General features: G+C 65.4%; 23 protein-coding genes. 6 read left to right on the top strand and 17 right to left on the bottom strand.

Annotated features, from left to right (window positions below):
- The first annotated feature begins 65 nt into the window (after positions 1-65).
- Complete coding sequence (locus JQ603_RS23185) at positions 66-311, top strand: Lrp/AsnC ligand binding domain-containing protein (protein WP_018642903.1); 246 nt, start codon at positions 66-68, stop codon at positions 309-311.
- Positions 312-321: 10 nt separating this feature from the next.
- On the opposite strand, the gene JQ603_RS23180 is transcribed toward JQ603_RS23185, so the two are convergent.
- Positions 322-1,245, bottom strand: coding sequence for a c-type cytochrome (locus JQ603_RS23180; RefSeq protein WP_212342866.1), 924 nt, complete (start codon positions 1,243-1,245; stop codon positions 322-324).
- 154 nt (positions 1,246-1,399) lie between these two features.
- Between JQ603_RS23180 and JQ603_RS23175 the strand changes: the two genes are divergently transcribed.
- A complete protein-coding gene (locus JQ603_RS23175) occupies positions 1,400-1,819 on the top strand; it encodes a CHRD domain-containing protein (protein ID WP_212342865.1) in 420 nt (139 codons plus the stop codon).
- Positions 1,820-2,021: 202 nt separating this feature from the next.
- Positions 2,022-2,393: a VF_A0006 family four-cysteine protein gene (locus tag JQ603_RS23170; RefSeq protein ID WP_212342863.1), complete on the top strand. Its 372-nt coding sequence runs from the start codon at positions 2,022-2,024 to the stop codon at positions 2,391-2,393.
- Positions 2,394-2,402: 9 nt separating this feature from the next.
- Here the strand turns inward: JQ603_RS23170 and JQ603_RS23165 are convergent, their stop codons facing one another.
- The 5 genes from JQ603_RS23165 to JQ603_RS23145 all read right to left on the bottom strand — a co-directional run bounded on the left by JQ603_RS23165 (position 2,403) and on the right by JQ603_RS23145 (position 7,974).
- Positions 2,403-3,686, bottom strand: a complete 1,284-nt coding sequence (locus JQ603_RS23165; RefSeq protein WP_212342861.1) for a cystathionine gamma-synthase family protein — start codon at positions 3,684-3,686, stop codon at positions 2,403-2,405.
- A 239-nt stretch (positions 3,687-3,925) separates the two neighbouring features.
- A complete protein-coding gene (locus tag JQ603_RS23160; protein WP_212342859.1) occupies positions 3,926-4,375 on the bottom strand; it encodes a cytochrome c in 450 nt (149 codons plus the stop codon).
- 228 nt (positions 4,376-4,603) lie between these two features.
- On the bottom strand, positions 4,604-6,913 hold the full coding sequence (locus JQ603_RS23155) for a xanthine dehydrogenase family protein molybdopterin-binding subunit (protein WP_212342858.1): 2,310 nt from the start codon (positions 6,911-6,913) through the stop codon (positions 4,604-4,606).
- 231 nt (positions 6,914-7,144) lie between these two features.
- Positions 7,145-7,420 carry a DUF1127 domain-containing protein gene (locus tag JQ603_RS23150; RefSeq protein WP_212342857.1) on the bottom strand — a complete coding sequence of 92 codons (276 nt, stop codon included), beginning with the start codon at positions 7,418-7,420 and terminating at the stop codon, positions 7,145-7,147.
- Positions 7,421-7,716: 296 nt separating this feature from the next.
- Complete coding sequence (locus JQ603_RS23145) at positions 7,717-7,974, bottom strand: hypothetical protein (RefSeq protein WP_212343309.1); 258 nt, start codon at positions 7,972-7,974, stop codon at positions 7,717-7,719.
- Between JQ603_RS23145 and JQ603_RS23140 the strand changes: the two genes are divergently transcribed.
- Positions 7,925-8,158: a DUF3551 domain-containing protein gene (locus tag JQ603_RS23140; protein ID WP_212342856.1), complete on the top strand. Its 234-nt coding sequence runs from the start codon at positions 7,925-7,927 to the stop codon at positions 8,156-8,158. The genes JQ603_RS23145 and JQ603_RS23140 overlap by 50 nt on opposite strands.
- A gap of 260 nt (positions 8,159-8,418) precedes the next feature.
- Here JQ603_RS23140 and murJ read toward each other — a convergent pair whose 3' ends face one another.
- The 5 genes from murJ to JQ603_RS23115 form a co-directional block, all read right to left on the bottom strand.
- Entirely contained in the window at positions 8,419-9,948 is a 1,530-nt protein-coding gene (gene murJ / locus JQ603_RS23135; protein WP_212342855.1) for a murein biosynthesis integral membrane protein MurJ, read from the bottom strand.
- A gap of 214 nt (positions 9,949-10,162) precedes the next feature.
- Positions 10,163-11,314 (bottom strand): DegT/DnrJ/EryC1/StrS family aminotransferase, encoded by a 1,152-nt coding sequence (locus JQ603_RS23130; RefSeq protein WP_212342854.1) that lies wholly within the window; start codon positions 11,312-11,314, stop codon positions 10,163-10,165.
- 33 nt (positions 11,315-11,347) lie between these two features.
- Positions 11,348-12,352, bottom strand: a complete 1,005-nt coding sequence (locus tag JQ603_RS23125; RefSeq protein WP_212342853.1) for a Gfo/Idh/MocA family protein — start codon at positions 12,350-12,352, stop codon at positions 11,348-11,350.
- Positions 12,353-12,535: 183 nt separating this feature from the next.
- Positions 12,536-13,948: a mannose-1-phosphate guanylyltransferase/mannose-6-phosphate isomerase gene (locus JQ603_RS23120; protein WP_212342852.1), complete on the bottom strand. Its 1,413-nt coding sequence runs from the start codon at positions 13,946-13,948 to the stop codon at positions 12,536-12,538.
- 7 nt (positions 13,949-13,955) lie between these two features.
- A complete protein-coding gene (locus JQ603_RS23115; protein ID WP_212342850.1) occupies positions 13,956-14,945 on the bottom strand; it encodes an NAD-dependent epimerase in 990 nt (329 codons plus the stop codon).
- Positions 14,946-15,188: 243 nt separating this feature from the next.
- Here JQ603_RS23115 and JQ603_RS23110 point away from each other — a divergent pair, with 243 nt between their 5' ends.
- Positions 15,189-16,148, top strand: a complete 960-nt coding sequence (locus tag JQ603_RS23110) for a lysylphosphatidylglycerol synthase transmembrane domain-containing protein (protein WP_212342848.1) — start codon at positions 15,189-15,191, stop codon at positions 16,146-16,148.
- Entirely contained in the window at positions 16,145-17,164 is a 1,020-nt protein-coding gene (locus JQ603_RS23105; protein ID WP_212342846.1) for a glycosyl transferase, read from the top strand. Before JQ603_RS23110 ends, JQ603_RS23105 begins: the two co-directional genes overlap by 4 nt.
- Here the strand turns inward: JQ603_RS23105 and JQ603_RS23100 are convergent.
- From JQ603_RS23100 to rfaD, 6 genes are all read right to left on the bottom strand, one after another.
- Positions 17,152-18,099, bottom strand: a complete 948-nt coding sequence (locus JQ603_RS23100; RefSeq protein ID WP_212342845.1) for an NAD-dependent epimerase/dehydratase family protein — start codon at positions 18,097-18,099, stop codon at positions 17,152-17,154. The genes JQ603_RS23105 and JQ603_RS23100 overlap by 13 nt on opposite strands.
- Positions 18,096-19,328 (bottom strand): glycosyltransferase family 4 protein, encoded by a 1,233-nt coding sequence (locus JQ603_RS23095; RefSeq protein ID WP_212342843.1) that lies wholly within the window; start codon positions 19,326-19,328, stop codon positions 18,096-18,098. Before JQ603_RS23095 ends, JQ603_RS23100 begins: the two co-directional genes overlap by 4 nt.
- Before the next feature lie 2 nt (positions 19,329-19,330).
- A complete protein-coding gene (locus JQ603_RS23090) occupies positions 19,331-21,244 on the bottom strand; it encodes an SDR family NAD(P)-dependent oxidoreductase (RefSeq protein ID WP_212342841.1) in 1,914 nt (637 codons plus the stop codon).
- A gap of 84 nt (positions 21,245-21,328) precedes the next feature.
- Complete coding sequence (locus JQ603_RS23085; protein ID WP_212343297.1) at positions 21,329-22,582, bottom strand: O-antigen ligase family protein; 1,254 nt, start codon at positions 22,580-22,582, stop codon at positions 21,329-21,331.
- A 53-nt stretch (positions 22,583-22,635) separates the two neighbouring features.
- Positions 22,636-24,120 (bottom strand): D-glycero-beta-D-manno-heptose-7-phosphate kinase, encoded by a 1,485-nt coding sequence (rfaE1, locus tag JQ603_RS23080; protein WP_212342839.1) that lies wholly within the window; start codon positions 24,118-24,120, stop codon positions 22,636-22,638.
- 12 nt (positions 24,121-24,132) lie between these two features.
- Entirely contained in the window at positions 24,133-25,110 is a 978-nt protein-coding gene (rfaD, locus tag JQ603_RS23075; protein WP_212342838.1) for an ADP-glyceromanno-heptose 6-epimerase, read from the bottom strand.
- Positions 25,111-25,177 lie beyond the last annotated feature (67 nt).

Raw genomic sequence — 25,177 nt, 5'->3', positions numbered from 1 at the left:
TTCGCTTGCCAAGCCACCCCGGTTTTGGCCTATTAGCCGCCAGATGCGCTTTCGGAGTGACTGCAATGGTTCCCTTTTTCGTCCAGATCAAATGCAAGCTCGGCCAGTCCTATACGGTCGCCAATGCGCTCGCCGAAGCCGAGATCGCCTCCGAGATCTACTCGACCGCCGGCCAATATGATTTGCTGGTGAAGTTCTACGTCGACAAGGACACCGACATCGGCCACTTCGTCAACGAGAAGGTGCAGGTGCTGCCGGGCATCCAGGACACCCTCACCATCATCACCTTCAAGGCGTTCGGCACGGGCTAGAGCTCGCTGGCTAGCCGCCCTCCTTGCGCTTGGGCGGCGTCGGTCCCTGCACCGGTGTCAGCGACTTCAGATAAGCGGCCATCGCGGCGCGATCTTCCGCGGTCAGTTGCGCCAGATTCTTGATCACCGGCCGCATCGCGCCCGAGGCGCTGTCGCCCTCGGGCATGTCGCCGGTCTCGAGGAAATCGGCGATATCCTTCTCGCTCCAGCTACCGATGCCCTGCTGCGTGATGTTCGGCACCCAGCCCTTTCCTTCCGGATTGGGGCCGCCGGCGAAGCGCTGCGCCGTGATGACGCCGCCGAGCAGATTGCGCGGGCTGTGGCATTCGGCGCAATGGCCGAAGCCGTTCACGAGATAGGCCCCGCGATTCCATTGCGGCGAGCGTGAAGCGTCCGCGACGAACGGCCCGGTGTCCATGAACAGCCGTTTCCAGATGCCGACATTGCGGCGGATGTTGAACGGAAACGGCAGCGCGTGATCGCGCACTCTGCCTGATACCGGCGGCAGCGTCTTCAGATAGGCGAAGAGATCGCGGACGTCGTCGATGTCAGCCAGATGATAGGACGTGTAGGGAAACGCCGGGAAGTAGTGCGTGCCCTCGGGCGAGATGCCGCGCATCACGGCGTTGACGAAATCAGCCTCGCTCCACCGGCCGATCCCGTCGGTCGGATCGGGGGAAATATTGGGGGCGTAGAACGTCCCGAACGGCGAGCCGAGCGCGAGGCCGCCGCCGAGCTGCAGCCGATCGGGCTGATTGGGCACAGCATGACAGGACGAGCAGCCGCCGGCGTTGAACAGCTCCTGCCCGTTGGCGAGATCGGGGGCGCGTGTCGGTGCCGGCACGGCCAGCGCCGCCGGGGCGGTCAACCACCAATAGAGGCCGAACGCCGCGACGGCGGCGATCAGGGCGGCAAGTATAGTTCGACGCAGCATTCAATCATTCCATCGTGAGCGCGCGAACTTAAGGGTCATGCCCGGCCCGATCCAGCCACGAATATTTTAAATGGTCCGGCTGTAATACGGGAATAAACTGCAGAACGTACTGTTTGGAGATTGACAGCAATCAGGCGTCAACAGGGAGAGACCCATGACCAAAGCCGTTTTTGCCACACTGGCACTCGGAGCTGCCGTTGCGTTCGCCGCCCCGGCAAGCGCGGAGAAACTGAAGGCGACGCTGGACGGCAAAGCCGAAGTGCCCGCCAACACCAGCAGCGGCACCGGAACGGCCGAGCTCGACTATGACGCCGCCAGCAAGAAGCTGTCGTGGACCGTCACCTATTCCGGTCTCTCCGGTGCTGCCACCGCCGCGCATTTCCACGGCCCCGCCGAAGCCGGCAAGAACGCCGGCGTTGCGGTCCCGATCGCGAATGCGGGCGCGAGCCCGGTCAAGGGCGAAGCGACGCTCACCGACGCGCAGGCCGCCGACCTGCTCGCCGGCAAGTACTACATCAACATCCACACGGCGGCGAACCCGGGCGGCGAGATTCGCGGCCAAGTGACAAAATAGGGTAACGAAATAGAGTGACGAAATAGGTTGACGAAGTAAGCGACAACGCGGCTTCGTCGCGGAAAGGCCGGACGCAAGGAGGGAGCGTCCGGCCTTTTCGATTCGTGGCGGAGGACGATCCGGCAACGTCCGCGCTCGTGCCTTGCCAGCCTCGCGCGTTCCGCCGTAAACTTCGGCACCATCCATCTCGGGAAGTGGCACCGTGCGGCTTGTTTCCAGCGTTCTCGATCGGCCCGACAACGCCAGTCCAGGAAGGGCGCGCGGGCCCTCGCATGTTCTGGCAGGCCTCGTCGCTGCGGCAACGCTGCTTTCGTTCTCCGCACCTGTCCTGGCGCAGAGCGACATGGAGAAGCAGGCGCAATGCGAGCTGTCCGCCATCCGCGATACGCGTTCGCCCCTTGCGGTGCAGTACATCCGTTCCGCCTGCAACTGGCTCGTCGTCAACGGCGACTCCCTGTTGAACGCATCCAGCAAGGGCTATTACGTCTGCCTCGTGCGGCAGCTCTCGGGCGCGCAGAGCAACGAGGCTGCCGCGGCGATCATGTCGGCGTGCCGCGCCTCCAATCCGCTTTGAGCTCCTCGCTCAAGCCGCGTTCAGCGCCTGCGCGAGATCGGCGATCAGATCCGACGGGTTCTCGATCCCGATCGACAATCGGATCGTGGAATCCAGCACGCCGATCTTCCGGCGGATCTCGGCGGGAACGCCGGAATGGGTCATCGTCGCCGGCAGGCTCGCAAGCGACTCGGTACCGCCAAGGCTCACCGCCAGCTTGAGGATCTGCAGCGCGTTGAGGAATTTCGCCGCCGCCTCCTTGCCGCCGACGATGTCGAACGAGAAGGTCGATCCCGCCCCCAGGCATTGCTGTGCGAACACGCGCCCCAGGGCTGAGTCCTGCTCGTGATGGCCGAGATAGTGGACCTTGGCGACCTTCGGATGATCGCGCAGATAGCTCGCCACCAGGCGCGCATTCGCATCGGCCTTTTCCATGCGCAGGCTCAGCGTCTCCAGCGAACGGTTGATCATCCAGCAGGAATGCGGATCGAGCTGGGTGCCGATCGCACCGCGCAGTGCCTTGATGCCCTTCATGATCGCCTTCGATCCGAGCGCGGCGCCCGCGATCAGGTCGGAATGGCCGCCGACATATTTCGTCAGCGAATACAGCGACAGGTCCGCGCCGTGCTCGATCGGCCGCTGAAACACCGGGCCGAGCAGCGTGTTGTCGCAGGCGATGATCGGCGTGTGACCCTGGGCCTTGCCGACGGAATCGGCGATGCGGCGGATCATGGCGATGTCGACGAGGCCATTGGTCGGGTTGGCCGGGGTCTCGATCAGGATCATCGACACCCGGCCCTTGCCCATCGCCTGCTCCGAGGCCTGCCTGACGGATGCTTCATCGATGCCGTCGGCAAAGCCGACCGCGCCGATCGACAGGCGCGCCAGCGTGTTCGTCAGCAGGGTCTCCGTGCCGCCATAGAGCGGCTGGGAGTGCAGGATGACGTCGCCGGGGCGGACGAAGGCGAGGATCGTGGTCGCGATCGCCGCCATGCCCGAGGAGAACAGCGCGCAGCTCTCGGTGCGCTCGTAGACCGCGAGCCTGTCCTCGACGATTTCGCTGTTGGGGTGGTTGAAGCGCGAATAGACGAGGCCCGCGCCCATGCCCTCCGGCGGCTCGCGCCGGCCGGCGACATAATCGAAGAAGTCCTGGCCGTCTTCGGCGGTCTTGAACACGAAGGTCGAGGTCAGGAACACCGGCGGCTTGATGGCGCCTTCCGACAATTGCGGATCATAGCCATAGGTCAGCATCAGGGTTTCCGGATGCAGCATATGGTTGCCGATATGGGTCTTCGACGGGAACGGTTTTACCATGGCCTGTCTCGCTGTTGCTTCAGCTGCCCGCCGCGCGTTGGAACTCCCGACGTCACGAGGCTGTCGGGAGGAGGATGCGTCACTTGCATCAACGCCACGGCCGTTGGTGCAAAGATAGCCGCTTCGCCGGCGATCCGTCAGGCCTTGCGCACAGAATTTCTGCCGCGCTGCGACTCGCGGTCGCGCAAAAAAAGGCGGCTGCTTTCGCAACCGCCCCCGACTGATTCCTCTCCGCCCGGTTACTTCAACTTCACGCGATAGGTTTCGTGACAATCGCTGCAGCGGTCGTTGATCGAGGTATAGGCGGCCTTCAGGCTCGCGAGATCGGTGATCTTGCCTTTGACGTCGGCGATCGCCTTCTGCACCGGCGGGATCTTGGAGTCGAAATCGGCCTTGTTCTGCCAGACCTTCGGCGAGGCGCCATAGGTCGCGTCGACGACATCCTGCTTGGGATTGACCTCGAAGGTCTTGGCGATCTTGGCAACATCGGCCTCGATGTTGGCGATGGCCTGATCGGCGGCTTTCTTGTCGAAGGGGATATCGCCCTTCGTCATCTTCTGGATGACGCCATACTGGTTCTTGGCGATCGCGCGCATCAGATTGTCCTGCTGGACGGCAATCTCCTGTTGCGCCATGACGGCGCCCGCGCCCAGCAGGAGGGCGCCCGCGACAATCATCGTCCGTTTCATTGGTCCGTTTCTCCGGCTCTCGAGACGTTCAGGGAAATGAGACTGCACCGGCTTCAGGGGAAGCCGGGCCCCATCAAGGGTAGAACCCCGCGCGGCGCGTTTATTCCCGTGCGCGCGGAGATCGGGTCTAAAGCATGATCCGGAAAAGTGCGAAGCGGTTTTCCGGAAAGATCATGCGTAAACAACAACCTAAAGCGCGATGACGATTCGTCCAAATCTCATCGTGCTTTAGAGGCTGTGGCGGCGATGGTGCTCGCTGATGGCGATCCACACCCGCTCCGGGGTTGCCGGCATGTCGATGTGGTCGATCTTGTATTCGCGCCAGAGGGCGTCGACGATGGCGTTGACGATCGCCGGACAGGAACCGATCGCGCCGGCCTCGCCCGCCCCCTTCACCCCCAGCGGATTGGTCTTGCAGGGGATGTTGTGGGTCTCGAACACGAAGGCGGGACCATCGGCCGCGCGCGGCAGCGCGTAGTCCATGTAGGTGGCGGTGATGAGCTGGCCGTCGGTCGGCCCATAGACCACCTGCTCCATCAGCGCCTGGCCGATGCCCTGCATGGCGCCGCCATGGACCTGGCCCGCCAGCAGCAGCGGATTGAGCGTCTTGCCGAAATCGTCGACGATCACGTAATTGACGATCTTGATGATGCCGGTGGCCGGATCGATTTCGACCTCCGCCAGATGCGTGCCGTTCGGATAGGTGCCGTCGGCACTGGCGAAGGTCGCGCTGCCATTCAGCTTCGATGGATCGGCGCCGGGCCGCTTGGCGAGATCGGCGAAGGAGATCGAGCGGTCGGTGCCGGAAATGCGGACCACACCGTCGGTGATCTCGAGGTCGCCGGCGCTGGCTTCGAGCGCCTGCGCGGCAAGCTCCTTCAGCTTCTTGCCCAGCTCGTCCGCAGCACGCTCCACACAGACGCCGCCGGTGGGAATCGAGGCCGACCCACCGGTGCCGAGGCCCGTTGCGATCTCGTCGGTGTCGCCCTGGCGGATGTGGACGCGCTCGGGCGCGACGCCGAATTGCTCGGCAACGATTTGCGCATAGGCGGTCTGGTGGCCCTGCCCGCTCGACTGTGTGCCGATCAGGACGGTAACGTCGCCATTGGGATCGAGGCGGACATTGGCCGTCTCCTCACCCATCACGCCGCAGATCTCGACATAGCTCGCGAGCCCGATGCCGCGGATCAGGCCGCCCTTCTTGGCCACCTTGGCGCGCTTGGGAAATTCCTTCCATTCCGCGATCTCCATCGCGCGCTTGAGATGCGCGGCGAAGTCGCCGGAATCGTAGACCTTGCCGGTGGCGGTCTTGTAGGGCAGCGCCTTGGGCTGGATGAAATTCTTGCGGCGGATCGCGTCCGGCGTCATGTCGAGTTTTCGCGCGCAGGCGTCGACCAGGCGCTCGATCACGTAGGCCGCCTCGGGCCGGCCCGCACCACGATAGGCATCGACCGGCACGCTGTGGGTGAAGATGGTGCGCACCCGGCAGTGGAAGGCCTGGATGTCGTAGAGGCCCGGCAGCATGCCGGCGCCGCCATGCGGGATGTAGGGCCCGAAGGTCGAGAGATACGCGCCCATGTCGCCCATCAGGTCGCAATCCATGGCGAGGAATTTGCCGTCTTCAGTCAGCGCCATCTTCGCGGTGGTGACGTTGTCGCGGCCCTGCGCGTCGCCCATGAAATGCTCGGAGCGGTCGGCCGCCCATTTCACCACCTTCTTCAGCTTGCGCGCCGCGACCGCCATCAGGGCGTATTCGCGGTACGGAAACAGCTTCGTACCAAAACCGCCGCCGACGTCGGGGCAGATCACCCGCATCTTGTCGGTGGGGATGTTGAGCACGTTCTGGCAGAGGATGTCGCGCAGGCGATGGCTGCCCTGGCTGCCGACCGTCAGCGTCAGATGGTCGCGCTTGGCGTCGTATTCGCAGACCGCCGCCCGCGTCTCCATGAAGCTTGCGACCACGCGCGGATTGACGATGGAGATTTCGGCCACCGCATGCGCCTTGGCAAAGGCGGCTTCCGTCGCGGCCTTGTCGCCGATCGAGACGTCGAACAGCACGTTGCCGGCCTTGTCCGGCCAGACCTGCGGCGCGCCCTTCTTCACGGCGTTGACGACGCCGGTCACCGCCGGCAGCGGGCTCCATTTGACCTCGATCGCCTCGATCGCGTCGCGGGCCTGGTCGATGGTCTCGGCGACGACGAAGGCGATGGAATCGCCGACATGACGCACCTCGTCCTTGGCGAGGATCGGGTAAGGCGGGCCGGTGAACGGATCGGTCTCGAGATTGAACAGGCAGGGCAGATTGCCGAGATCCTTGACGTCGTCGGCGGTCAGGATCAGCGCGACGCCGGGCAGGCTGCGGGCGCGGCTCGCATCGATGGCGTATTTGGCATGCGCATGCGGCGAACGCAGCATCAAGCAGCGGAGCGCGGCCTGCGGCGCATAATCGTCGGTATAGCGACCCTTGCCGCGGATGAGCGCGTCATCCTCCTTGCGCAGCACGCTTTGGCCAACGCCGAACTTGATGGGAGCCGCCATTGTCTTGACCCGTCCTATGGTTGTTTTGCCGGCATATTGCCGTGGAAAAAGTGGCAAGGCAAACGGCTTTAGCCAGGCGCAAGGGTCGCGGGCCGTGAAAGCGCCGCGCACTCGTCACCATGGCGTCCAGATTGCACCGCGAAACAAGACCTCATCCTGAGGAGCCCGTCAAAAAGCGGGCGCCTCGAAGGATCGGCCGCGAAGACGCAGCTCACCAAACCTCTTGACAAGTTACATCCCTCCGCGCCCCCACAGATACGTCGCGCGATCTCTCAGCCTGTCGAGAGCCCTTGCAGACGCGAAGTAGCCGATCTCGCCACGCGTCAAGCCGATATCCATCAGCTCCCTGTCGCTCAGGTCGTGCAAGCTGACTCGTGAGCGCTGGCGCCAGCCCTGAAACGCGCGCCAGTATCGCCCGAGCAGGCTCAAGGCGATGGAAAAGTCGAGACGAAGCCGCGCGGCGTCGGCCTCCGGCTCGCATGTGTCGTTCGTCAGTTGAGGTGGCATCGCACGCTCCTGCTGTTGTGCCGGCAGGGAGCGTGGCCAATGAAAAGGCCCCGTCCGATGCCGGCGGGGCCTGGTGGAAAAGGTGTCGTCGTCGAATTCCTAGCGCGCGACTCCTCCCACGGCCCAGCCGAAGCGGGTCATGTGCTTGAGGTTAACGTTGCGCACGGATTTGATCATGGGGCACCCGTACCACGGTAATTGCGCAAAATCAAGAGATGTACCGACGTCAGTTGCACCCTGGAGGCGAACCCCAATCCGGCGCGTTCGCTTTTGACTCAATGCGGACTCGGCTGCTTTCATTTTCCTGCGACGCAGATGTCGAGTGCAAGCGCCGACGAGACGATCAAATAGCAGATCTCGGGAAATTCACTGCGAACTCCTAAGGGTATGATCGGATCATCATTCGGAAAGCTGAAGTTATAGTCGACCTTCGTCCCGGTGCCTTTCCAACCCAATTGGAGCACGGGTGAGCACTCACCCAACGAGTAGGACAGGAGGACTCCGATGTGCCGTATTCTGTTTGCTGCGGTCTCCGCCATTTTGATCTTGGTCACGGTCGGATCGCTCTCGCCCGCGGTCGCAGATCGCTACTGCCTACAAGGTCGCCGCTGGGGCCATCCCGGCAACTGCCAGTTCTCGACTCTCCAGCAATGCAGGGCGGCTGCCTCCGGCACCCATGCGTCCTGCGGGGTCAATCCGCGCTATGCATTCGGACGCTCGCGGCAGGGCAGACAGTAATTGAGCGCCGCGGGCACACCGGGCGAGGCTCTCGCTTGAGTTCGGCTCGTGGTACTTGATGGACTTGCGTCAGTTTCGGCTGAGGTACTTCTCTTGCACGAAAGTCGCGCAGGCGGTGAGCGACGCGCTGCCCTTGTGATCGACGAAGGGCGTGGTGTCGTCTGTTGGCCCGTGGCTGACCCTAGCTCGGGCCGCCGCGAGGCCGCTGCAAGTCCGCTCTTCGCGGGTCGAGCGGACATGACGAGCTCATTGATACGCGCCTAGCCGCGCACCAGCGAGACCAGCCACTTGCGTCCGAACAGCACGAGGATCGCGAACGCGTAGACGATCGTGCCGCCAACGGCGAGCAGAACCAACGTCGCTTCGTCCCGGAAGGTGTGCACGGAGGCAAGACCGGCTGGGCTGAAGCGCGCGATCAGCCAGAACGCCGCTGCGAGAATGATTCCGGTCAGCAGGAATTTGCCGAGCGACATCAGCCAGGCGCGGTCGAGCACGAGAAAGCCGCGCCGCACGGCGAAGAACAGCACCAGCAAGAGATTGGTCCAGACGCCGACGGCGGTCGCCAGCGCGAGGCCGATCTGGGCCAGCGATCCCATCAAGGCGAGTTTCAGCGCGACGTTGACGGCGATGCCGGTCAGCGATGCCCGGACCGGCGTTGCGGTGTCCTTGCGGGCATAGAAGGTCGCGACCGCGCTGCGGATCAGCACGAAGGGGATCAGGCCGATGGCATAGGCCGCGAGCGTGGCACCGGCGGCGGCGGCATCGGCCTTGGAGAACGCGCCGCGCGCGAACAGCGCGCGCATGATCGCATCGGGCACGGTGAGGAAGGCCGCGACGAACGGCACCGAGAACAGCAGCGTGAAATCGAAGGCGCGGCGCTGTGCCCTCATCGCGCCGTCGTGGTCGTTGGCCGTGATTCGCCGCGACATCTCCGGCAGCAGCACCGTGCCGATGGCGATGCCGATGACGCCGATCGGGAGCTGGTTGAGTCGATCGGCGTAATAGAGCGCCGACAGCGCGCCGGCGGGCAGGAAGGTCGCGATGATGGTGTCGGCGAACAGCGCGACCTGCGTGCCCATCGAGCCCAGCGTTGCAGGTCCCAGCGCTTTGAAGAAGCCGCGGACGTCTTCGTCGAGCCTCAAGGGCGCAAAACGCGGCAGGCCGCCATGGCGGGCGAGATCGCCTGCGAGCAGGAAATATTGCAGGAAGCCGGAGATCAGGACGCCCCAGGCGGCGGCATGGCCCGCGGTCGGAAACCAGACGGCAACCGCCAGCGTCATCATCATCGCGACGTTGAGGAAGATCGAGGCGGCCGCGGCACTGGCAAAGCGCTGCATCACGTTGAGCATGCCGCCATAGAGCGTCACCAGCGTGATCAGCAGCAGATAGGGAAAGGTGATCCGGGTCAGCTCGATCGCGAGCTTGCGCTGCTCGGCGTCTTCACTGAAGCCCGGCGCCAAAATGCTCATGGCCTGCGGCATGAACAGCCAGGCGACGATCAGCAGCGCCACCTGCGAGGCCAGCAGCAGCGTGAAGATGCGGTCCGCGAACAGTTTTGCCGCCGCTTCCCCCTTCTCGCCATGGACATGCGCATAGGCCGGCACCCAGGCGGCGTTGAAGGCGCCCTCAGCGAAGATCGCGCGGAAATGATTGGGCAGCCGTAGCGCCACGAAAAAGGCGTCGGCCACCGGGCCGGCGCCGAGGATCGCCGCGAGCATGATGTCGCGGGCAAATCCCGTCAGCCGCGAGAGCAGCGTGTAACCACCGACCGTGAAGATGCGTCCGAGCATGCGTCTCTTGTAGAGACTAATCGAACAGAGGTCGATTGCATCTTGCGATGCGCATTACTGCGCCCTCTCCCCTTGCGGGAGAGGGCAGCACCGCGAGTAGATACAAACTCACTGTGGTGAGGGGTTTCTCTCCGCGCATGCCGGGCGGAGAGAGACCCCTCACCCGGCTTCGCTTCGCGAAGCCACCCTCTCCCGCAAGGGGAGAGGGAAGAAATCAGCCCGCGAGCGCGCCTTGCACGGCGGCGATGATTCGCTCCTGATCGGCTTCGGTCAAATAGGCGTGCATCGGCAGGCTGATGACGTCCTGCGACAGGCTCTCGCAACCCGGCAGTCCGCCTTCGGCGACCGGGTACTGCTTGTAGGCGGTCTGCTGGTGCATCGACTTGCCGTAATAGATCGCGGTCGGCACGCCCTGGGCCTTCAGCGCGGCGGCAAAGCCGTCGCGGTCGGTGCCCTTCGGAAGGCGGATCGTGTACTGCGCCCAGACCGAGGTGTTGCCCGGGGCAAGGCGCGGCACGGTGACGACATTCGACAGGCCTCGCGCGTAGCGTTCGGCAACCCGGTTGCGGGCAGCGATCTCGTCGTCGAAGATCTTCAGCTTCTCGATCAGGACCGCGGCCTGCATGGTGTCGAGCCGGCCGGTGAGGCCGAGGCGAACGTTGTCGTATTTGTCGACGCCCTGCCCGTGCACGCGGATGCTGCGCAGCGTAGCCGCGAGCTCATCGTTATCGGTGAAGATCGCGCCGCCGTCGCCGAAGCAGCCGAGCGGCTTTGCCGGGAAGAAGCTGGTCGCAGTCGCAAGCCCGAAGGTGCCGAGCTTGCGGCCCTTGTAGCTCGCCCCAAAGCCTTGTGCGGCGTCGTCGAGCACGAACAGACCCTCGGCCTTCGCGATCTCGGCAATGGCGTCGTGATCGGCGGGCTGGCCGAACAGGTCGACCGGAATCACGGCGACGGGCTTGAGGCCGGCCTTGCGGGCGGTCGCGATGCCGCGCTTGAGCGACTCCGGGCTCATGTTGAAGGTGGTCTCGTCGACGTCGACATAAACCGGCGTCGCACCCGTCCGCGCCACCGGCGAGGCGGTCGCGATGAAGGTGAAGGACGGACACAGCACGGCATCGCCGGGCCCGACATTCATCGCCATCATCACCATCAGGATCGCGTCGGTGCCGCTGGCGCAGCCGATCACGTGCTTGGCGCCTGAGTAGGCCGCGAGCTGCTTCTCGAGCTCGGCGACTTCAGGGCCATTGACGAACTGGCAATGGTCCATCACGCGCTTGACGGCCGCATCGAGCGAGGCGCCGAGCCGGCGGCGCTGCGAGGCGACGTCGATGAAGGGAATGGGTTCGGAACGCAGATGCTGGTTCATGACGCCTTCTTGAGTAGTCGACATGGAAAGGGATCAGCCGGCGACGCGGCGCGGCTCCTTGCGGGCGGGCGCCGTCGCGGCCGGACGCGAGGGCGTCTCCAGGCACTGCGTCGCGATCTCGAGGCTGGCAACGCCCTCATCGCCGGTGACCGCCGGCGTCTCGCCATGGCGGACCGCCTTGAGGAACGCGATCAGCTCGGCGCGCAGCGGCTCGTCATGACCGACCGGCAGATGCCGCATCGAATAGCTGCCATCCGGCTTGAAGCCGAAGCATTCGGTGACCTGGCGCGTGAGCAGATCGCCCATCACATATTTGCCGCGGGTCGCAACCGTGACGCTACGCGCCTTGAACGGCGTCAGCCAGTTGGTGTTGATGTGGGCTAGCACGCCGTTGGCGGTGCGGAACTGCAACAGCGCGATGTCCTCGCGCTCGGCAACCGCGCTCGACAATTGCGGCTGCACCTCGACGATGTCGGATTCGGTGAACCAACGGATCAGGTCGATGTCGTGCACGGCAAGGTCGATGACGACGCCGACATTGGACATGCGCGGCGGGAACGGGCCGACGCGGGTGATCGCGATCGACAAAATATCCTCGCCTGCGATCGCCTGCTTGACCGCGGCGACCGCCGGATTGAAGCGCTCGACATGGCCGACCATCAGCGTCACGCCGGCCTCTCGCGCGGCGGCGACGATCTCTCGGCCCTCTTCCACCGTGGATGCGATCGGCTTCTCGACCAGGACATGGATGTTCTTGGCGATGCAGGCGAGCGCGACCTCGTGATGCAGATGGGTCGGCGCAGCGATGGTGACGGCATCGACGCCGGCGGCGAAGAGCTGGTCGAGCGTCTCGAAGCTCGCGCAATCGGCGAGCTCCGTCGCGCGCGTGCGATGGGCGGGCGACGGATCGACGACGCCGACGAGGCTGACGCCAGGCAGGCCGCTGAGCACGCGCGCATGGTTGCTGCCCATGACGCCTGCGCCAATCACGCCGACGCGCAAGCCGGCCTTTGCCGGTTGTGACCCTTTGGAACTCATCTGAGCAAACCCCGATTCAACGCAAATCCCCGGGCTGCTTCTAGCACGGGTGCCACATTTGTGGCGAATGCCAGCCGAATTGACCGGACACGATTTGATTCAAAAAGTTACACGTTCCCCGGGCCTTAGCCGCTGAAAGAGGCCGTCATTTCGGCCCGGGTCGCGTGATTCGGAGCCTGCTGGTTACGACCTTTGATAGTCGTCTTCAATCCGGATGATATCGTCCTCCCCGAGATAGGACCCGGTCTGGACCTCGATCAGCTCCAGCATGATTTTACCGGGGTTCTCCATCCGGTGCACCGCGCCCATCGGGATGTAGATCGATTCGTTCTCATGCACCGTCTTCACGGTCTCGTTGACGGTGACGCGGGCCGCGCCCCGGACCACGATCCAGTGCTCGGCGCGATGATGATGCTTCTGCAGCGACAGGCGCCCGCCGGGCTTCACCACGATGCGCTTGACCTGATGGCGCTCGCCGTTGTCGACCGACTGATAGCTGCCCCAGGGCCGGTGCACCTTGAGATGCTCCTCGGTGACCTTCGGTGCGACCGCCTTGAGCTTGGTCACGAGGCGCTTAAGGCCGTTGGCATCCTTCTGGCGTGAGACGAGCACCGCGTCCGCAGTGGCGACCACGACGAGATCATCGACGCCTTCGAGCGCGACCAGCGCCTGGTCGGTGGTGACGTTGCAGTTGCGGGAATCCTCGAACACGGCAGTGCCGTGCGCCGCGTTGCCCTGCGCGTCCTTCTCCGAGAGCTCCCACACTGCGTGCCAGGAGCCGACGTCGGACCAGCCGCAGGACACCGGCACCACGGCGGCGCGCGAGGTCTTCTCCATCACGGCATAGTCGATCGAGATCGCCTTGGCCGCGCCGAACGCCTCGGGCTCCAGCGTGACGAAGCCGAGATCGCGGCCGGCATTGTTGACCGCGTTGGACACCGCCTCGACGCTTGCCGCATCGACCTTGCGGTATTCGTCGAGCAGGACGCTCGCCGGGAACATGAAGTTGCCGCTGTTCCAGAGATAGCCCGAATTGACGTAGTCGGCCGCCTTCACGGCGTCGGGCTTCTCGACGAAGCGCGCGACCGCATTCACCTGACCGGAGATCACGTCGCCCGGGCTGATATAGCCGTATTCGGTCGCGGGCCGCTCCGGCTTGACGCCGAAGGTGACGATGCGCCCGGCGCTCGCAGCCGTGAGGCCTTCGCGGCACGCCGCGACGAAGGCGGCATTGTCCTGCACGACGTGATCGGCGGCGAGCGCGAGCACGATCGCTTCACTGGCGCGGTTCTGCGCGAACACGGCGCCGGCGGCGATCGCGGGGCCGGAGTCGCGCCGCATCGGCTCGAGGATCACGTCGGCCTCGATGCCGATCTCGGCGAGCTGCTCCAGCACCATGAAGCGATAGGACGCATTGGTGATGACGATCGGGCGATCGAACAGCGAGGCATCCGAGACGCGCAGCAGCGTATCCTGGAAGGTCGAGCGCGTGCCGAACAGCGGCAGGAACTGTTTCGGGCGCACCTCGCGCGAGGCGGGCCACAGCCGCGTGCCGGCACCGCCGCACATGATCAGGGGGATAATGCGTTTGTCCATCGTCATCTCAAACCTTGAAGTAGTCCCGATACCAGGTGACAAAATTACGGACCCCCTGCGCGATCGGCGTTGACGGGGCAAAGCCGGTGTCGCGCATCAGGTCCTCGACATCCGCGAACGTTTCCAAAACGTCTCCCGGCTGCATCGGCAGCAATTCTTTGATCGCCGTCCGACCCAGCTCCTGCTCCAGGAGTCCGACGACATGCATCAGCTCCTCGGGGTGGTGGTTGCCGACATTGTAGACCTTAGACGGCGCATTTGCGGCAGCCGGATCATCCGCAGGCACCCGATCGATCAGCTTGGACACGACACGGGTCACGTCGTCAATATAGGTGAAATCGCGCCGCATCCTGCCATGGTTAAAGAGCCGGATCGGCCGACCCTCCATGATGGCGTTCACAAACAGAAACATGGCCATATCGGGCCGCCCCCACGGGCCGTAGATGGTGAAGAAGCGCAAGCCGGTGACCGGCAGCCGGTAGAGATGGCTGTAGGACTGCGCCATCACCTCGTTGGCCTTCTTGGTCGCGGCGTAGAGGCTCACCGGATGGTCGGTGCGGTCCGCAACCGCAAATGGCAGTTTCGTATTGGCGCCGTAGACGGAGGATGACGAGGCATAGACGAGATGGCGGCAGCCGTTTTGGCGGCAGCCCTCCAGCACGTTGAGAAAACCTGCCAGATTGGAATCGGCATAAGCCTGCGGCTGCTCGATCGAGTAGCGCACGCCGGCCTGGGCGGCCATATGCACGACATGCGTGAAGCGGTGGCGCGCAAACAGCGCCGCGATGGCTTCGCGGTCGGCGAGATCGGCCTTGACAAAGGCGAAGCGGGAATCGCTGCGGAGCAGTTCCAAGCGTGCCTGTTTCAGCGCCGGATCATAATAGCTGTTGAGATTGTCGAGCCCGACGACCGGCCGGCCTTCGGCCAGAAGCTGCCGGGCGAGGTGAAAGCCGATGAATCCGGCGGCTCCCGTGACCAAAATCGCCTGATCCGTCATCCTGTTCCCAGGGGACCCGATCCCCGGCCTTTCTGCGCCTCTTTAGCCGCCGCATCGCGGGGGTCGCAAGTGCCGCCCGGCCCGTCATAACGGCCGTTCATGACCGCCTGTTATAACCGCTCCTATCACCGGCTCCTATCACCGCTATTGCAAGATCGGCGCCAAGACCATACCAAAGCGGCCGAATTCGGCGCCACGCGTCGGGTTGCCACAATCTTCGCAAACCCTGATCATGCGGGCGAGATGCGCCGAATCCTGCTTTCTGCGGCCAAGATCCTGATTTCCGCGGCGCTGCTCTACCTGGCGCTGCGCAAGGTCGACCTGTCCGAGCTGCTTTCGCGTTTCAACGTGACCAGCCTGTTCTGGATCGGCCTCGCGATCGCGATCACGTTCCTGCAGATCTTCGTCGGCGTGCTGCGCTGGCGCGAGATCAGCGCCGAATGCGGTGCGCCGCTCGAGCTCGCCCGCGCCATGCGCTACAACGTGATCGGCTCGTTCTTCAACCAGACCCTGCCTTCCGCGATCGGCGGCGATGCGGTCCGGCTGTGGCTGGTCGCGCGCGCCGGCGCCGGCTGGCGCGCGGCGACCTACTCGATCTTCGTCGACCGCGCGATCGGCCTCATCGCGCTCGCGATCCTCATCGTCGCCAGCCTGCCCTGGAGCTACGCCCTCATCACCGATCCGCACGGCCGCTCGGCGTTGCTGCTGGTCGACCTCGCGGCGCTCGCGGGAGGGCTCGGCTTCCTGGTGTTCGGCGCGCTGAAATGGCGCTGGCTGAAAACCTGGTGGGCGACCCATCACATCCACGCCTGCGCCGTGATCGCGAACCGCGTGATCTTCAGCCGGGCGCGCGGACCGATCGTCTCAATTCTCTCGCTCGCCGTGCATGTGCTCACCGTCGTCATCGCCTGGTGCGTCGTGCAGTCGATTGCCGCTCCGGTCCGGTTCAGCGATGTCTTCCAGCTCGTGCCGCCGGTGATGCTGATCACGATGATGCCGATCTCGATCGCCGGCTGGGGCGTGCGCGAGGCCACCATGGGTCTCGCCTTCGGCTTCGCGGGACTTGCCGCCAACGAAGGCGTCAACATCTCGCTGCTGTTCGGCGCGGTGTACTTCATCGTCGGCGCCGTCGGTGGCCTCGTCTGGATCCTGAGCGCGGAGAAAGCCGCGCAAGGCTCGACGCCGCTCGGAGCGCCGGAGTGAGCCCGCCTGCCGAGGCGCTCGCCGCCGCACCCTCGCTGCTGGCCGTTGCGATCGCCGCGCTGATATCGGCCGTCATCACCTGGACCAGCCGGCCCCTGCTCCAGCGTTACGCGCTGGCGCGGCCCAATGCGCGCTCCTCGCACCGCATCCCGACCCCGCAAGGCGCCGGCATCGCGGTGATATCGGCGACACTGCTGGTCGCATCCGTATGGGCGGCCTGGGCGAACGTCGCGATCCCGCCGGCGCTGGTCGTTGCGACAATCGCGATCGCCCTGGTCGGTTTTGCCGACGACATCGTATCGCTGCCGGTGACCGTGCGGCTCGTGCTGCAGGCGGCGGCCGTCGGCGCCGTCGTGTTCACCGCGCCCGAGACCGCGCGTATCGTGCCGGCGATGCCCCTTGCGCTGGAGCGCGGCCTCCTCCTGCTCGCCGGCATCTGGTTCGTGAACCTCGTCAACTTCATGGACGGGCTCGACCTGATGACGGTGGCCGAAGTCGTGCCGGTCACCGCGGCGCTTCTGCTGCTCGGATGGCTCGGCGATCTGTCCTGGCCGGCCGCACTCGTCGCCGCCACGCTGTGCGGCGCCATGCTCGGCTTTGCGCCCTTCAACAAGCCGGTCGCAAAAGTGTTCTTGGGCGACGTCGGCAGCCTGCCGATCGGCCTGCTGCTCGGCTGGTGCCTGCTCGAGCTCGCCTGGCACGGGCAAGCGGCCGCGGCGCTGCTGCTGCCGGCCTATTACCTCGCCGATGCCACCATCACCCTGTTTCGGCGCATCGCGCGCCGCGAGCAGTTCTGGTCGGCGCACCGCTCGCATTTCTATCAGCGTGCGACCGACAACGGTTTCTCGGTGTCCCGCGTGACCGGCGAGGTCTTCCTGCTCAACCTCGTGCTCGCAGGGCTGGCGATCCTCGCCGTTCGCGCCGCGTCGATCGCGGTCACGCTGCCCGCGCTGTTCGCCGGCGCGATCGCGGTCGGATTCGTGCTGCGGCGTTTCTCCCGCCCTCAGGTCTCCTGAGCCGACAGCGCAAGCTGCAAACCCTCGTCGAGCGAGACCTCCGGCTGCCAGCCGGTCGCGATCGCCTTGGAGACGTTGAGCTCGAGCGAGCCGATCAGGCTGTCATGCGTATCCTGCCGTCCCATCACGTTGAGCAGCATGCCGAGCAGGTCCGGCGGCATGCGGAACAGCCGCGGGATCTTGCCGGAGGCCTGCCCCAGGCGCTCGATGAATTCGGGCGTCGAGACCTGTTCCCTGTCGGCCACCAGGAAGATCTCGAAATTGCTGCCGGGGTCGGGATGGCCGAGCCTGCGCAGGATGAACGACGACAGGTTCTGCACGGCGAGGAAGGCGCGATGATTGCGGATCGCGGCAAAGGGCAGCGGCAGCCCCAGGCTGACCGCACGCGTCAGCAACGCGAAATTGCCCTTGGCGCCGGCACCATAGACCAGCGGCGGCCTGATCACCGAGATCTTCATGGTGCCGTCGCGCGCCAGCGTCCGGAGGCCCGCTTCGGCTGCGGCCTTGGACATGCCGTAGAGGCCGCGCGGCGTCAGGATATCGTCCTCGCTGAAGGGGGCGCGGCCGTCATTGCTGCGACCGTGCACGAGCACGGTGCTGATGAAGATGAACTGGCGCACGCCGGCCGTCGCCGCCGAGCGCGCCAGATGCAGCGTGCCGGCGATGTTGACGTTGCGGTAGAGCTGAACGGCGTGCTCCTCGTGCTTGTGATGCACGCGCGCGGCGAGATGGACCACGGCGTCGACGCCTTCGAGCGCCGCCTGCCAGTCGGTCTCGGGACCGATCGTCTCGATCACGACCTCGTCCTCGGCGCCTTCGGAGCTGCGCACCGCGCGGCGGACCGACCAGCCGGCGCGTGCGAGCGCGGGCACGACATGACGGCCGACAAAGCCGCTCGCTCCCGTCACCAGCACGACCGGTTTCCGTTCGCTCATCGTTGCTCCGAAAGGTCCGGGTTGCGCAACAATTCGTCGACCAGCGCGGCATAGGCGTTCATCGCGGTGACGCGATCGAACCTCGCCGCCGCCTTCACCGCGCGCTCCGCCATGGCAGCGTGGTCGGAACGCGAAGCCGCGCGGATTGCGTCTGCGAGCTGATCGGCTCGGCCCGGCGTCACGACCCAGCCGAGCCCGTTCTCCACCACCGTCAACGCGGCCTCGGCCTCCGGCTCCGAGACCAGCGCCACGGGACGGCCGACCGCCAGCAGATTGTAGAACCGGCTCGGCACCGACACCCCCGCAACGTCCTTCCGGTATGGAATGATCCAGAGATTGGCCGACGCCAGAAACGCCTCGAGCTCGGCGTCCTCGACCCGGGCCACGAAGGACACATTGGACAGGTTTGCGTCCGCCTGCAACTGCTGCAGCCGCGCAAAACCGATGCCCCACCCCGACAGCAGGAAATGGATGTCGGGCTCGTCCTTGAGCAGGCGCGCCGCCTCGAACACGATCTCCGGATCATGGGTGAAGCCGAGATTGCCCGACAGGCCGACGACGAAACGCGCAGAGACTTTTTTCCGGAACGGATTGTCCTGCGACAGCGGACGCGCGCCCGGCACCAGCGTCGCCCAGTTCGGGATGAATCGGATCTTGTTCCGCCTCATGCCGGAATAGCTCAGCAGCGGCCGCTCGGCATCGCGGCCGATGGTGATGACGGCGTTGAGCGCGCGGAACATCAGGCTGTTGGCGAAGCGCATCGTCCGCGTCACGATCGAGCCCGGCTTCAGCAGGCCCGCCATCACCAGCACGTCGGGAAAGAGGTCGTGCATGATCAGCGCGGAGCGCGCGCCCTTGAGTCTTGCGGCGGCGGCAACGGCATAAGGCAGCATGAACGGCGCGGTGACCGTGAGCACGACGTCACCTGCCTTAAGCTCCCGCATCAAGGCAAGGAATGTGCGCGCCACGAACAGCAGCTCGGACACCCCGCGCCGCACCAGCGCCGCCTTGCCCGCCATCCGGTTCTTGACCGCCACGACGCGCGGCTTGCCCGGGCCGGTCTGCGAGGCCGGCAGCGTGCCTGGTGAGCCCGACAGCACGACGACCTCGTGGCCGACGGCGAGACGGCAGGCGATCTCCGCCATGATCGCCGCGGTCGTGCTCGGATCCGGCGGATAATGCTGGCTCGCGACGACGATCTTGCCAGCGATCTTGTCTTGCGGCTGCATGGTCAGGCCGCGGTCGACCCGAATTCCGGGACAGCATCCTTCAGGATCGTCCTGATCGTGGCGCGATCGTCGCGGGCGATCGCCTGCTCCAGCGCGGCGATCCATTTGCGCAGCGTCTGCATCGGCGGCTCGTTCGGCTGCGCCGCCATGATGCCGGCAACGCCGATCTCGCGGGTCGGCTCCTCGGAGGCGAACAGGATCTCGTGCAGCCGCTCACCCGGCCGCATGCCGGTGAACACGATCTCGATGTCGTAGCCCGGCTGCAGGCCGGAGAGGCGAATCATGCGTTCGGCGAGATCGACGATCTTCACCGGCTGGCCCATGTTGAGCACGTAGACCGAGACATCGGGACGATGCGTTCCGAGCGCATGCGTTGCCGCGGTGATGACGAGGTCGCAGGCCTCGCGGATGGTCATGAAGTAGCGGACCATGTCGGGATGGGTCACCGTCACCGGGCCGCCGGCCTCGATCTGGGCCTTGAATTTCGGCACCACCGAGCCGTTCGAGGCCAGCACGTTGCCGAACCGGACCGAGATCAGCCGCATCGCCGGCTTGGCACTGCTGCTGGCTGCGGCAAGATCGTGGTCGAGCGCCTGGCAGTACATCTCGGCGAAGCGCTTGGTGAGGCCGAGCATCGACACCGGCTCGATCGCCTTGTCGGTCGAGATCATCACCATGGCCTCGGCGCCGGCGGCGTGCGCGGCATCGGCGACGTTGATCGAGCCGAAGATGTTGGTCTTGACGCCCTCGCTCCAGTCGCGCTCGAGGATCGGCACGTGCTTGAGGGCAGCGGCATGGAACACGATGTCTGGCTTGAACTCGGCCATCAGGCGCATGATGCGCTCGCGGTCGCGGATGTCGGCGATCCGTCCTTCGATCGCGGCGGCCGTATTGTGCGCGGCGAGCGCCTCCGTGACCGCGTAGAGCGCGGGTTCGGAATTTTCCACGATCAGCAGGCGCGCGGCGCCGAAGGCGACGACGCGTTCGCAGATCTCGGAACCGATCGAGCCGCCGCCGCCGGTGACGATCACCGCCTTGCCCCTGATCAGGGATTCGAGGCGCACATAGTCGATCTTCTCGCTCGGCCGCAGCAGCAGGTCCTCGACCGCGACGGCCGTCAGACGCGGCGTATCGCCGCTTTCCAGCGAAGGCATGCGGTTGACGATCACGCCCAGCTTGCGCGCCCGCATCAGGACCGATTCCGGATGCGCCTCCGGCTCGAACGCCGAGGGTGTCATCACGAGACGCGCGATCGGCTTGTTGCGCTTGGCGAAGTCGGCGATGACGTCCTCGACGTCGTCGATGCCGCCGAGCACCGGCACGTTGCGGATCAGCTGGCCGCGATCCGAGTTCGACGGCGACAGCACGCCGACCGGCCAGATCCGCTTGATCGCCCCGCTCTCGATCCCGCGCAGCAGCACCTCGGCATCGGCGGCGCGGCCGATCAGCAGCGTCGGCGCGGCAGCGTCGGTGCGGGCATGACGCCGCACCCGCGTATAGCGGAAGTAGCGGTAGGCCATGCGCAGCGCGCTGAGGAAGGCGATCTCGAGGAACCAGTAGAGGACGATCGTCACCTTGCCGAGGAAGAAGGCGCCGCGGACGTTGGGGGCGACGAAGACGTAGTCCAGCACGAGCAGGGCCACCGTCAGCACGCTCGCGACGCGGATGATGTTCAGCGCGTCCGGCAGCGAGATGAAGCGCCATTTCGTGGTCGTCAGGTTGAAGACGAAGAACACGACCACGCTGAAGGCGAGGAAGTAGGGCAGAATCTGGAACAGCAGCGGCAGGCGGTCGTAGAAGCCTTCGCTGCCCTCGAAACGCAGGTAGAACGCGACGAACAGCGCCGCCGTGGTCGCCAGCAGGTCGTGGAGCGCTATCAGGAAATTGCGCAAGGTGAGATGCGAAAGACGCGTCATCCGCCGACCGATGAATATCCCATTGGGTGCAACCTGACCGCGCTGATAGCCCATCTTGGCAGGACTTGCCAGCCGCGCGGCCGTTCAGGAACCGGCTTCCCCCATCTTCGCCTCGGCCTGTTGTGCCCGGATCACCATGCCGCCGGCAACGCCGACGCCGATGACGTACATCCAGCCCTCGTGGAAATCGAACAGATGGGAGTTGAACAGCGAGGTGAAGACGTTCTGCACCACGACCAGCAGGCCGACCCAGCTGGCGAGGCTATCACCTCGAAACAAGCGCAGATGCAGGATCCAGATCGCGTAGAGAATGACGATGCCGATGACGCCCCATTGCACGGCGACGTTCAGCGTCTGGTTATGGGGGTTTCCGATCACCTCGGCGGAGGCCTGGTACTGACCACTGGGCGTGGCGACGCGCTCGAACAATCCGCGCGTCGAGCCCGTCCCGTGCCCCTTGATCGGCGCCTCCGCGAAGAAGCCGAGCGACTTCCGCCAGAATTCGAGCCGCAGGCCCAGCGAGGTCGGCTCGCCCTTCTCCACATAGCGCGTGTAGTCGCTGGCAAAGGTGTCGGCGGTCCTGCGCAATTGCGGCGAGGCCTGCCAGGCGAGAAATGCTCCGGCGAGCAGGCCGGCCGAGATAATCGCGATGCTGCGCCACTTCAGATGCAGCAACGCGAACACGCCGAACATGATCGGAACGGTGACGAGCGCGGTGCGCGACACCACCACGAAAGCCATGTTGACGAAGAAGCTGAGCGCCAGCACGATGAGCAGCCCGGCGAGCCAGTAGCGCTTCTCGCGCAGCAGCATCACGACCGGATAGGCCAGCGCGACCGCGCACAGCGCGAATTCCTGGCTCTGGTCGATATAGTTCTTGACGAAGATGCCGCGCTCCGGCGGATCGTTCTTGAGCGCGAGGTTCGGGTAGAAGGCTACCAGCCAGGACATCACCGACAGCAGCGCGCAGGACACCAGGAAGGCGACGAGGATCCAGCGTCCGCGCGGCGAGCGCTCGAAATGGTAGAGCAGGACCGGCAGCACGAGCAGCTTGACGGTCGGATTGACCGCATAGAAGCGCGCGCCCCAGGCTGCATCCGACCACAGCGTCCCGACCAGCGCGAGCACGACCAGCGCGATCGGCGCCACGCAGATCGGGCGCTTCAGCGATTGCAGGAATGCGCGGACGTCGAGGAACGGCACCATGCAGACGAGCATCAGGGCGTTGAAGATCCCCGCCAGCGATGTCGACCAGGGCAGCGAGGCCGCGGTCAGGATCGCGAACAGGTCGACCGTCTCGCTCCAGGCTGCCGGGCTGCGCAAGCGGCGCGACAGCATCTGGCCGGTCGTCTCCCGGCTCAGCGTCGTCGCTTGACCTGTCGCTTGAGCGGTCACTTGGCCCCTCCCCGCGCGCGATGCACCAGCGCCGTCGTGCTGAACCCCTGGAGGATGTCGACCAGCACGACCACGCCGCCCGCGGCCTCGACCACCTCGTGGCCGACCACCTGCTCGCGGGTGTAGTCGCCGCCCTTCACCAGCACACTCGGCTTGATCCGGGTTATCAGGTCGAGCGGCGTGTCCTCCTCGAAGATGACGACGAGATCGACCGCTTCGAGCGCGGCGAGCACCTCGGCGCGCGCACGCTCGTCCTGAACCGGGCGATCGGCGCCCTTCAACCGCCGCACCGAGGCGTCGCTGTTGAGGCCGACGATCAGGCGGTCGCACGCGGCGCGCGCCGCGGTCAGCACCTTGACGTGGCCGGGATGCAGGATGTCGAAGCAGCCATTGGTGAAGCCGACGCGCAGGTCCTGCCGCTTCCACTCGGCTAGCTGCGCATCGAGCGTATCAGGCTCGAGCACGATCTTCTCCTCGGCCGCGAGATAGGCGTGCGGCAGGATCTTGCGCCGCAGCTCGGCCGTGCTCACGCTGGCGGTGCCCTGCTTGCCGACGGCGACGGCAGCGGCGGCGTTGGCGACGCGCAGCGCCGTGTCCCAGTCGGCGCTCGCCGCGAGCGAGACCGCGAGCGCGGCGGCGACGGTGTCACCGGCGCCGGAGACGTCGCGTACCTTCACCGGAACGGCCGGAACGTGAACCGCCTCGCCGCCACGCGGCACCAGCGTCATGCCGTGCTCGCCCTGCGTGACCAGGAGCGCCTCGCAATCTGCGAGCCGCATCACGTCCTCGCTGGCATCGACGATGCTCTGCGGCGTGTCGGCGCGGCTGCGGGTGGCTTCAGAAAATTCCTTGCGATTGGGCGTCAGCAGCGTCGCGCCGCGATAGATCGCCCAATTCAGGCTCTTGGGATCGACGATGACGGACTTGCCGAGCTTTCGCGCGGCATCGATGGTGTGGCGGATCACGCGCGCGGTCAGCACGCCCTTGGCATAGTCGGACAGCAGCACGATGTCGGCGCGTGCGATCCGCGGCAGGATCGCCTCGATCAGCTCGGTCTCGACCCCGTCGGAGGCGGGCGCCGCCTGCTCCCAATCCGCGCGTAGCATGTGCGTGGAAAAATGCTCGGAGACGAAGCGGACTTTTCGCGTGGTCGGCCGCGACGGATCGCACACCAGCACGCTTTCGATTGCACCATGTTCGGCCAGCGCCGTAGCAAGCCGCTTGCCCGCATCGTCCTCGCCGACGAGGCCGACGAAGATGCAGCGCGCGCCGAGGGAGGCGATATTGCGCGCGACATTGCCGGCGCCGCCGATATGGATCTCGCTGCGCTGGGCGGCGATGACCGGCGTCGGCGCTTCCGGCGAGATCCGCGACACCTCGCCATAGACGAACTCATCCAGCATGATGTCGCCGATGCAGAGCACCGTGCGGCTTGAGATCGTTTGCGCGAGGGCGTCGAAATCGAGAATGGGCGTCGCCATGATCAAAAAGCCTCAGCGGAAACGGTCGGGCCGGTCGAGATAGTCCCCGACATAGGCTTTCACCGCGTCCTCGAGCGTCGTGAAGCCGCCGTTATAGCCGGCGCGGCAGAGGCGATCGACCTCGCTCTGGGTGAAGTACTGGTACGCGCCGCGGATGTTCTCGGGCATGTCGATGTATTCGATGTTGGGCCTGGTGCCGAGCGCTGCATAGGCCGCCAGCATCAAATCCTTGAAGCTGCGCGCCTTGCCGGTGCCGACATTGAAGAGGCCCGAGACGGCGGGCGTTGCCAGCAGCCACATGATGACGCGCACGACGTCGTCGACATAGATGAAATCGCGCCGCTGGTCGCCGTCGGCGATGCCCTCGCGATGCGACTTGAACAGCTGCACGACGCGACCCGCTTTGACGTCGTCGAAGCGGCGCGCCAGCACGCTCATCATCGAGCCCTTGTGGTATTCGTTCGGGCCGAACACGTTGAAGAACTTCAGGCCCACGCATTGCGGCGGCAGCGGATCGCCGTTCGCGACGCGCCCGGCGACCGCGAGATCGAACATGTGCTTGCTCCAGCCGTAGAGATTCATCGGCCGCAGCTTTTTCAGTGCCGGCAACGAGGCGTCGTCGCCAAAGCCGGCCTCGCCGTCGCCATAGGTCGCGGCCGAAGAGGCATAGATGAACGGCACGGCGCCCGCCGTGCACCAGTCCAGCAGGCGCATCGACATCCGGAAATTGGTCTCGAACACGTGGTCGCCGTCGGTCGCCGTAGTCGCGGAGATCGCCCCGAGATGGATCACGGCATCGAGCTTGCGGCCCTTCAGCCAGTCGAGCAGCTCGTCCGGCGGGACGATATCCACAAGCTGGCGCTTGGCGAGGTTGCGCCACTTGCCGTCGTTGCCGAGCAGGTCGCACACCACGACGTCGCTGCCGGCGTCATTCAGCGCGGCCACGACATTCGATCCGATAAAACCGGCCCCGCCGGTCACCAGCAACATTCCACCTACCTGCCCGATTTTCTTAAGGTCCGACCCTGCCGTAGCGCATCATCCGCCAAAGTGTAAG

The sequence above is a fragment of the Bradyrhizobium liaoningense genome, assembly GCF_018130825.1.
Taxonomy (GTDB): domain Bacteria; phylum Pseudomonadota; class Alphaproteobacteria; order Rhizobiales; family Xanthobacteraceae; genus Bradyrhizobium; species Bradyrhizobium liaoningense_B.
Note: the sequence above shows the minus strand (reverse complement) of the source record. Positions and strands in the feature narration are given on the sequence as shown.

Excerpts from the sequence above, each read along its gene's own strand:
- JQ603_RS23185 (WP_018642903.1), top strand. The coding sequence starts at position 66 with ATGGTTCCCTTTTTCGTCCAGATCAAATGCAAGCTCGGCCAGTCCTAT.
- JQ603_RS23180 (WP_212342866.1), bottom strand. The coding sequence starts at position 1,245 with ATGCTGCGTCGAACTATACTTGCCGCCCTGATCGCCGCCGTCGCGGCG.
- JQ603_RS23175 (WP_212342865.1), top strand. The coding sequence starts at position 1,400 with ATGACCAAAGCCGTTTTTGCCACACTGGCACTCGGAGCTGCCGTTGCG.
- JQ603_RS23165 (WP_212342861.1), bottom strand. The coding sequence starts at position 3,686 with ATGGTAAAACCGTTCCCGTCGAAGACCCATATCGGCAACCATATGCTG.
- JQ603_RS23160 (WP_212342859.1), bottom strand. The coding sequence starts at position 4,375 with ATGAAACGGACGATGATTGTCGCGGGCGCCCTCCTGCTGGGCGCGGGC.
- JQ603_RS23155 (WP_212342858.1), bottom strand. The coding sequence starts at position 6,913 with ATGGCGGCTCCCATCAAGTTCGGCGTTGGCCAAAGCGTGCTGCGCAAG.
- JQ603_RS23150 (WP_212342857.1), bottom strand. The coding sequence starts at position 7,420 with ATGCCACCTCAACTGACGAACGACACATGCGAGCCGGAGGCCGACGCC.
- JQ603_RS23140 (WP_212342856.1), top strand. The coding sequence starts at position 7,925 with ATGTGCCGTATTCTGTTTGCTGCGGTCTCCGCCATTTTGATCTTGGTC.
- murJ (WP_212342855.1), bottom strand. The coding sequence starts at position 9,948 with ATGCTCGGACGCATCTTCACGGTCGGTGGTTACACGCTGCTCTCGCGG.
- JQ603_RS23130 (WP_212342854.1), bottom strand. The coding sequence starts at position 11,314 with ATGAACCAGCATCTGCGTTCCGAACCCATTCCCTTCATCGACGTCGCC.
- JQ603_RS23125 (WP_212342853.1), bottom strand. The coding sequence starts at position 12,352 with ATGAGTTCCAAAGGGTCACAACCGGCAAAGGCCGGCTTGCGCGTCGGC.
- JQ603_RS23120 (WP_212342852.1), bottom strand. The coding sequence starts at position 13,948 with ATGGACAAACGCATTATCCCCCTGATCATGTGCGGCGGTGCCGGCACG.
- JQ603_RS23115 (WP_212342850.1), bottom strand. The coding sequence starts at position 14,945 with ATGACGGATCAGGCGATTTTGGTCACGGGAGCCGCCGGATTCATCGGC.
- JQ603_RS23110 (WP_212342848.1), top strand. The coding sequence starts at position 15,189 with ATGCGCCGAATCCTGCTTTCTGCGGCCAAGATCCTGATTTCCGCGGCG.
- JQ603_RS23100 (WP_212342845.1), bottom strand. The coding sequence starts at position 18,099 with ATGAGCGAACGGAAACCGGTCGTGCTGGTGACGGGAGCGAGCGGCTTT.
- JQ603_RS23095 (WP_212342843.1), bottom strand. The coding sequence starts at position 19,328 with ATGCAGCCGCAAGACAAGATCGCTGGCAAGATCGTCGTCGCGAGCCAG.
- JQ603_RS23090 (WP_212342841.1), bottom strand. The coding sequence starts at position 21,244 with ATGACGCGTCTTTCGCATCTCACCTTGCGCAATTTCCTGATAGCGCTC.
- JQ603_RS23085 (WP_212343297.1), bottom strand. The coding sequence starts at position 22,582 with ATGCTGTCGCGCCGCTTGCGCAGCCCGGCAGCCTGGAGCGAGACGGTC.
- rfaE1 (WP_212342839.1), bottom strand. The coding sequence starts at position 24,120 with ATGGCGACGCCCATTCTCGATTTCGACGCCCTCGCGCAAACGATCTCA.
- rfaD (WP_212342838.1), bottom strand. The coding sequence starts at position 25,110 with ATGTTGCTGGTGACCGGCGGGGCCGGTTTTATCGGATCGAATGTCGTG.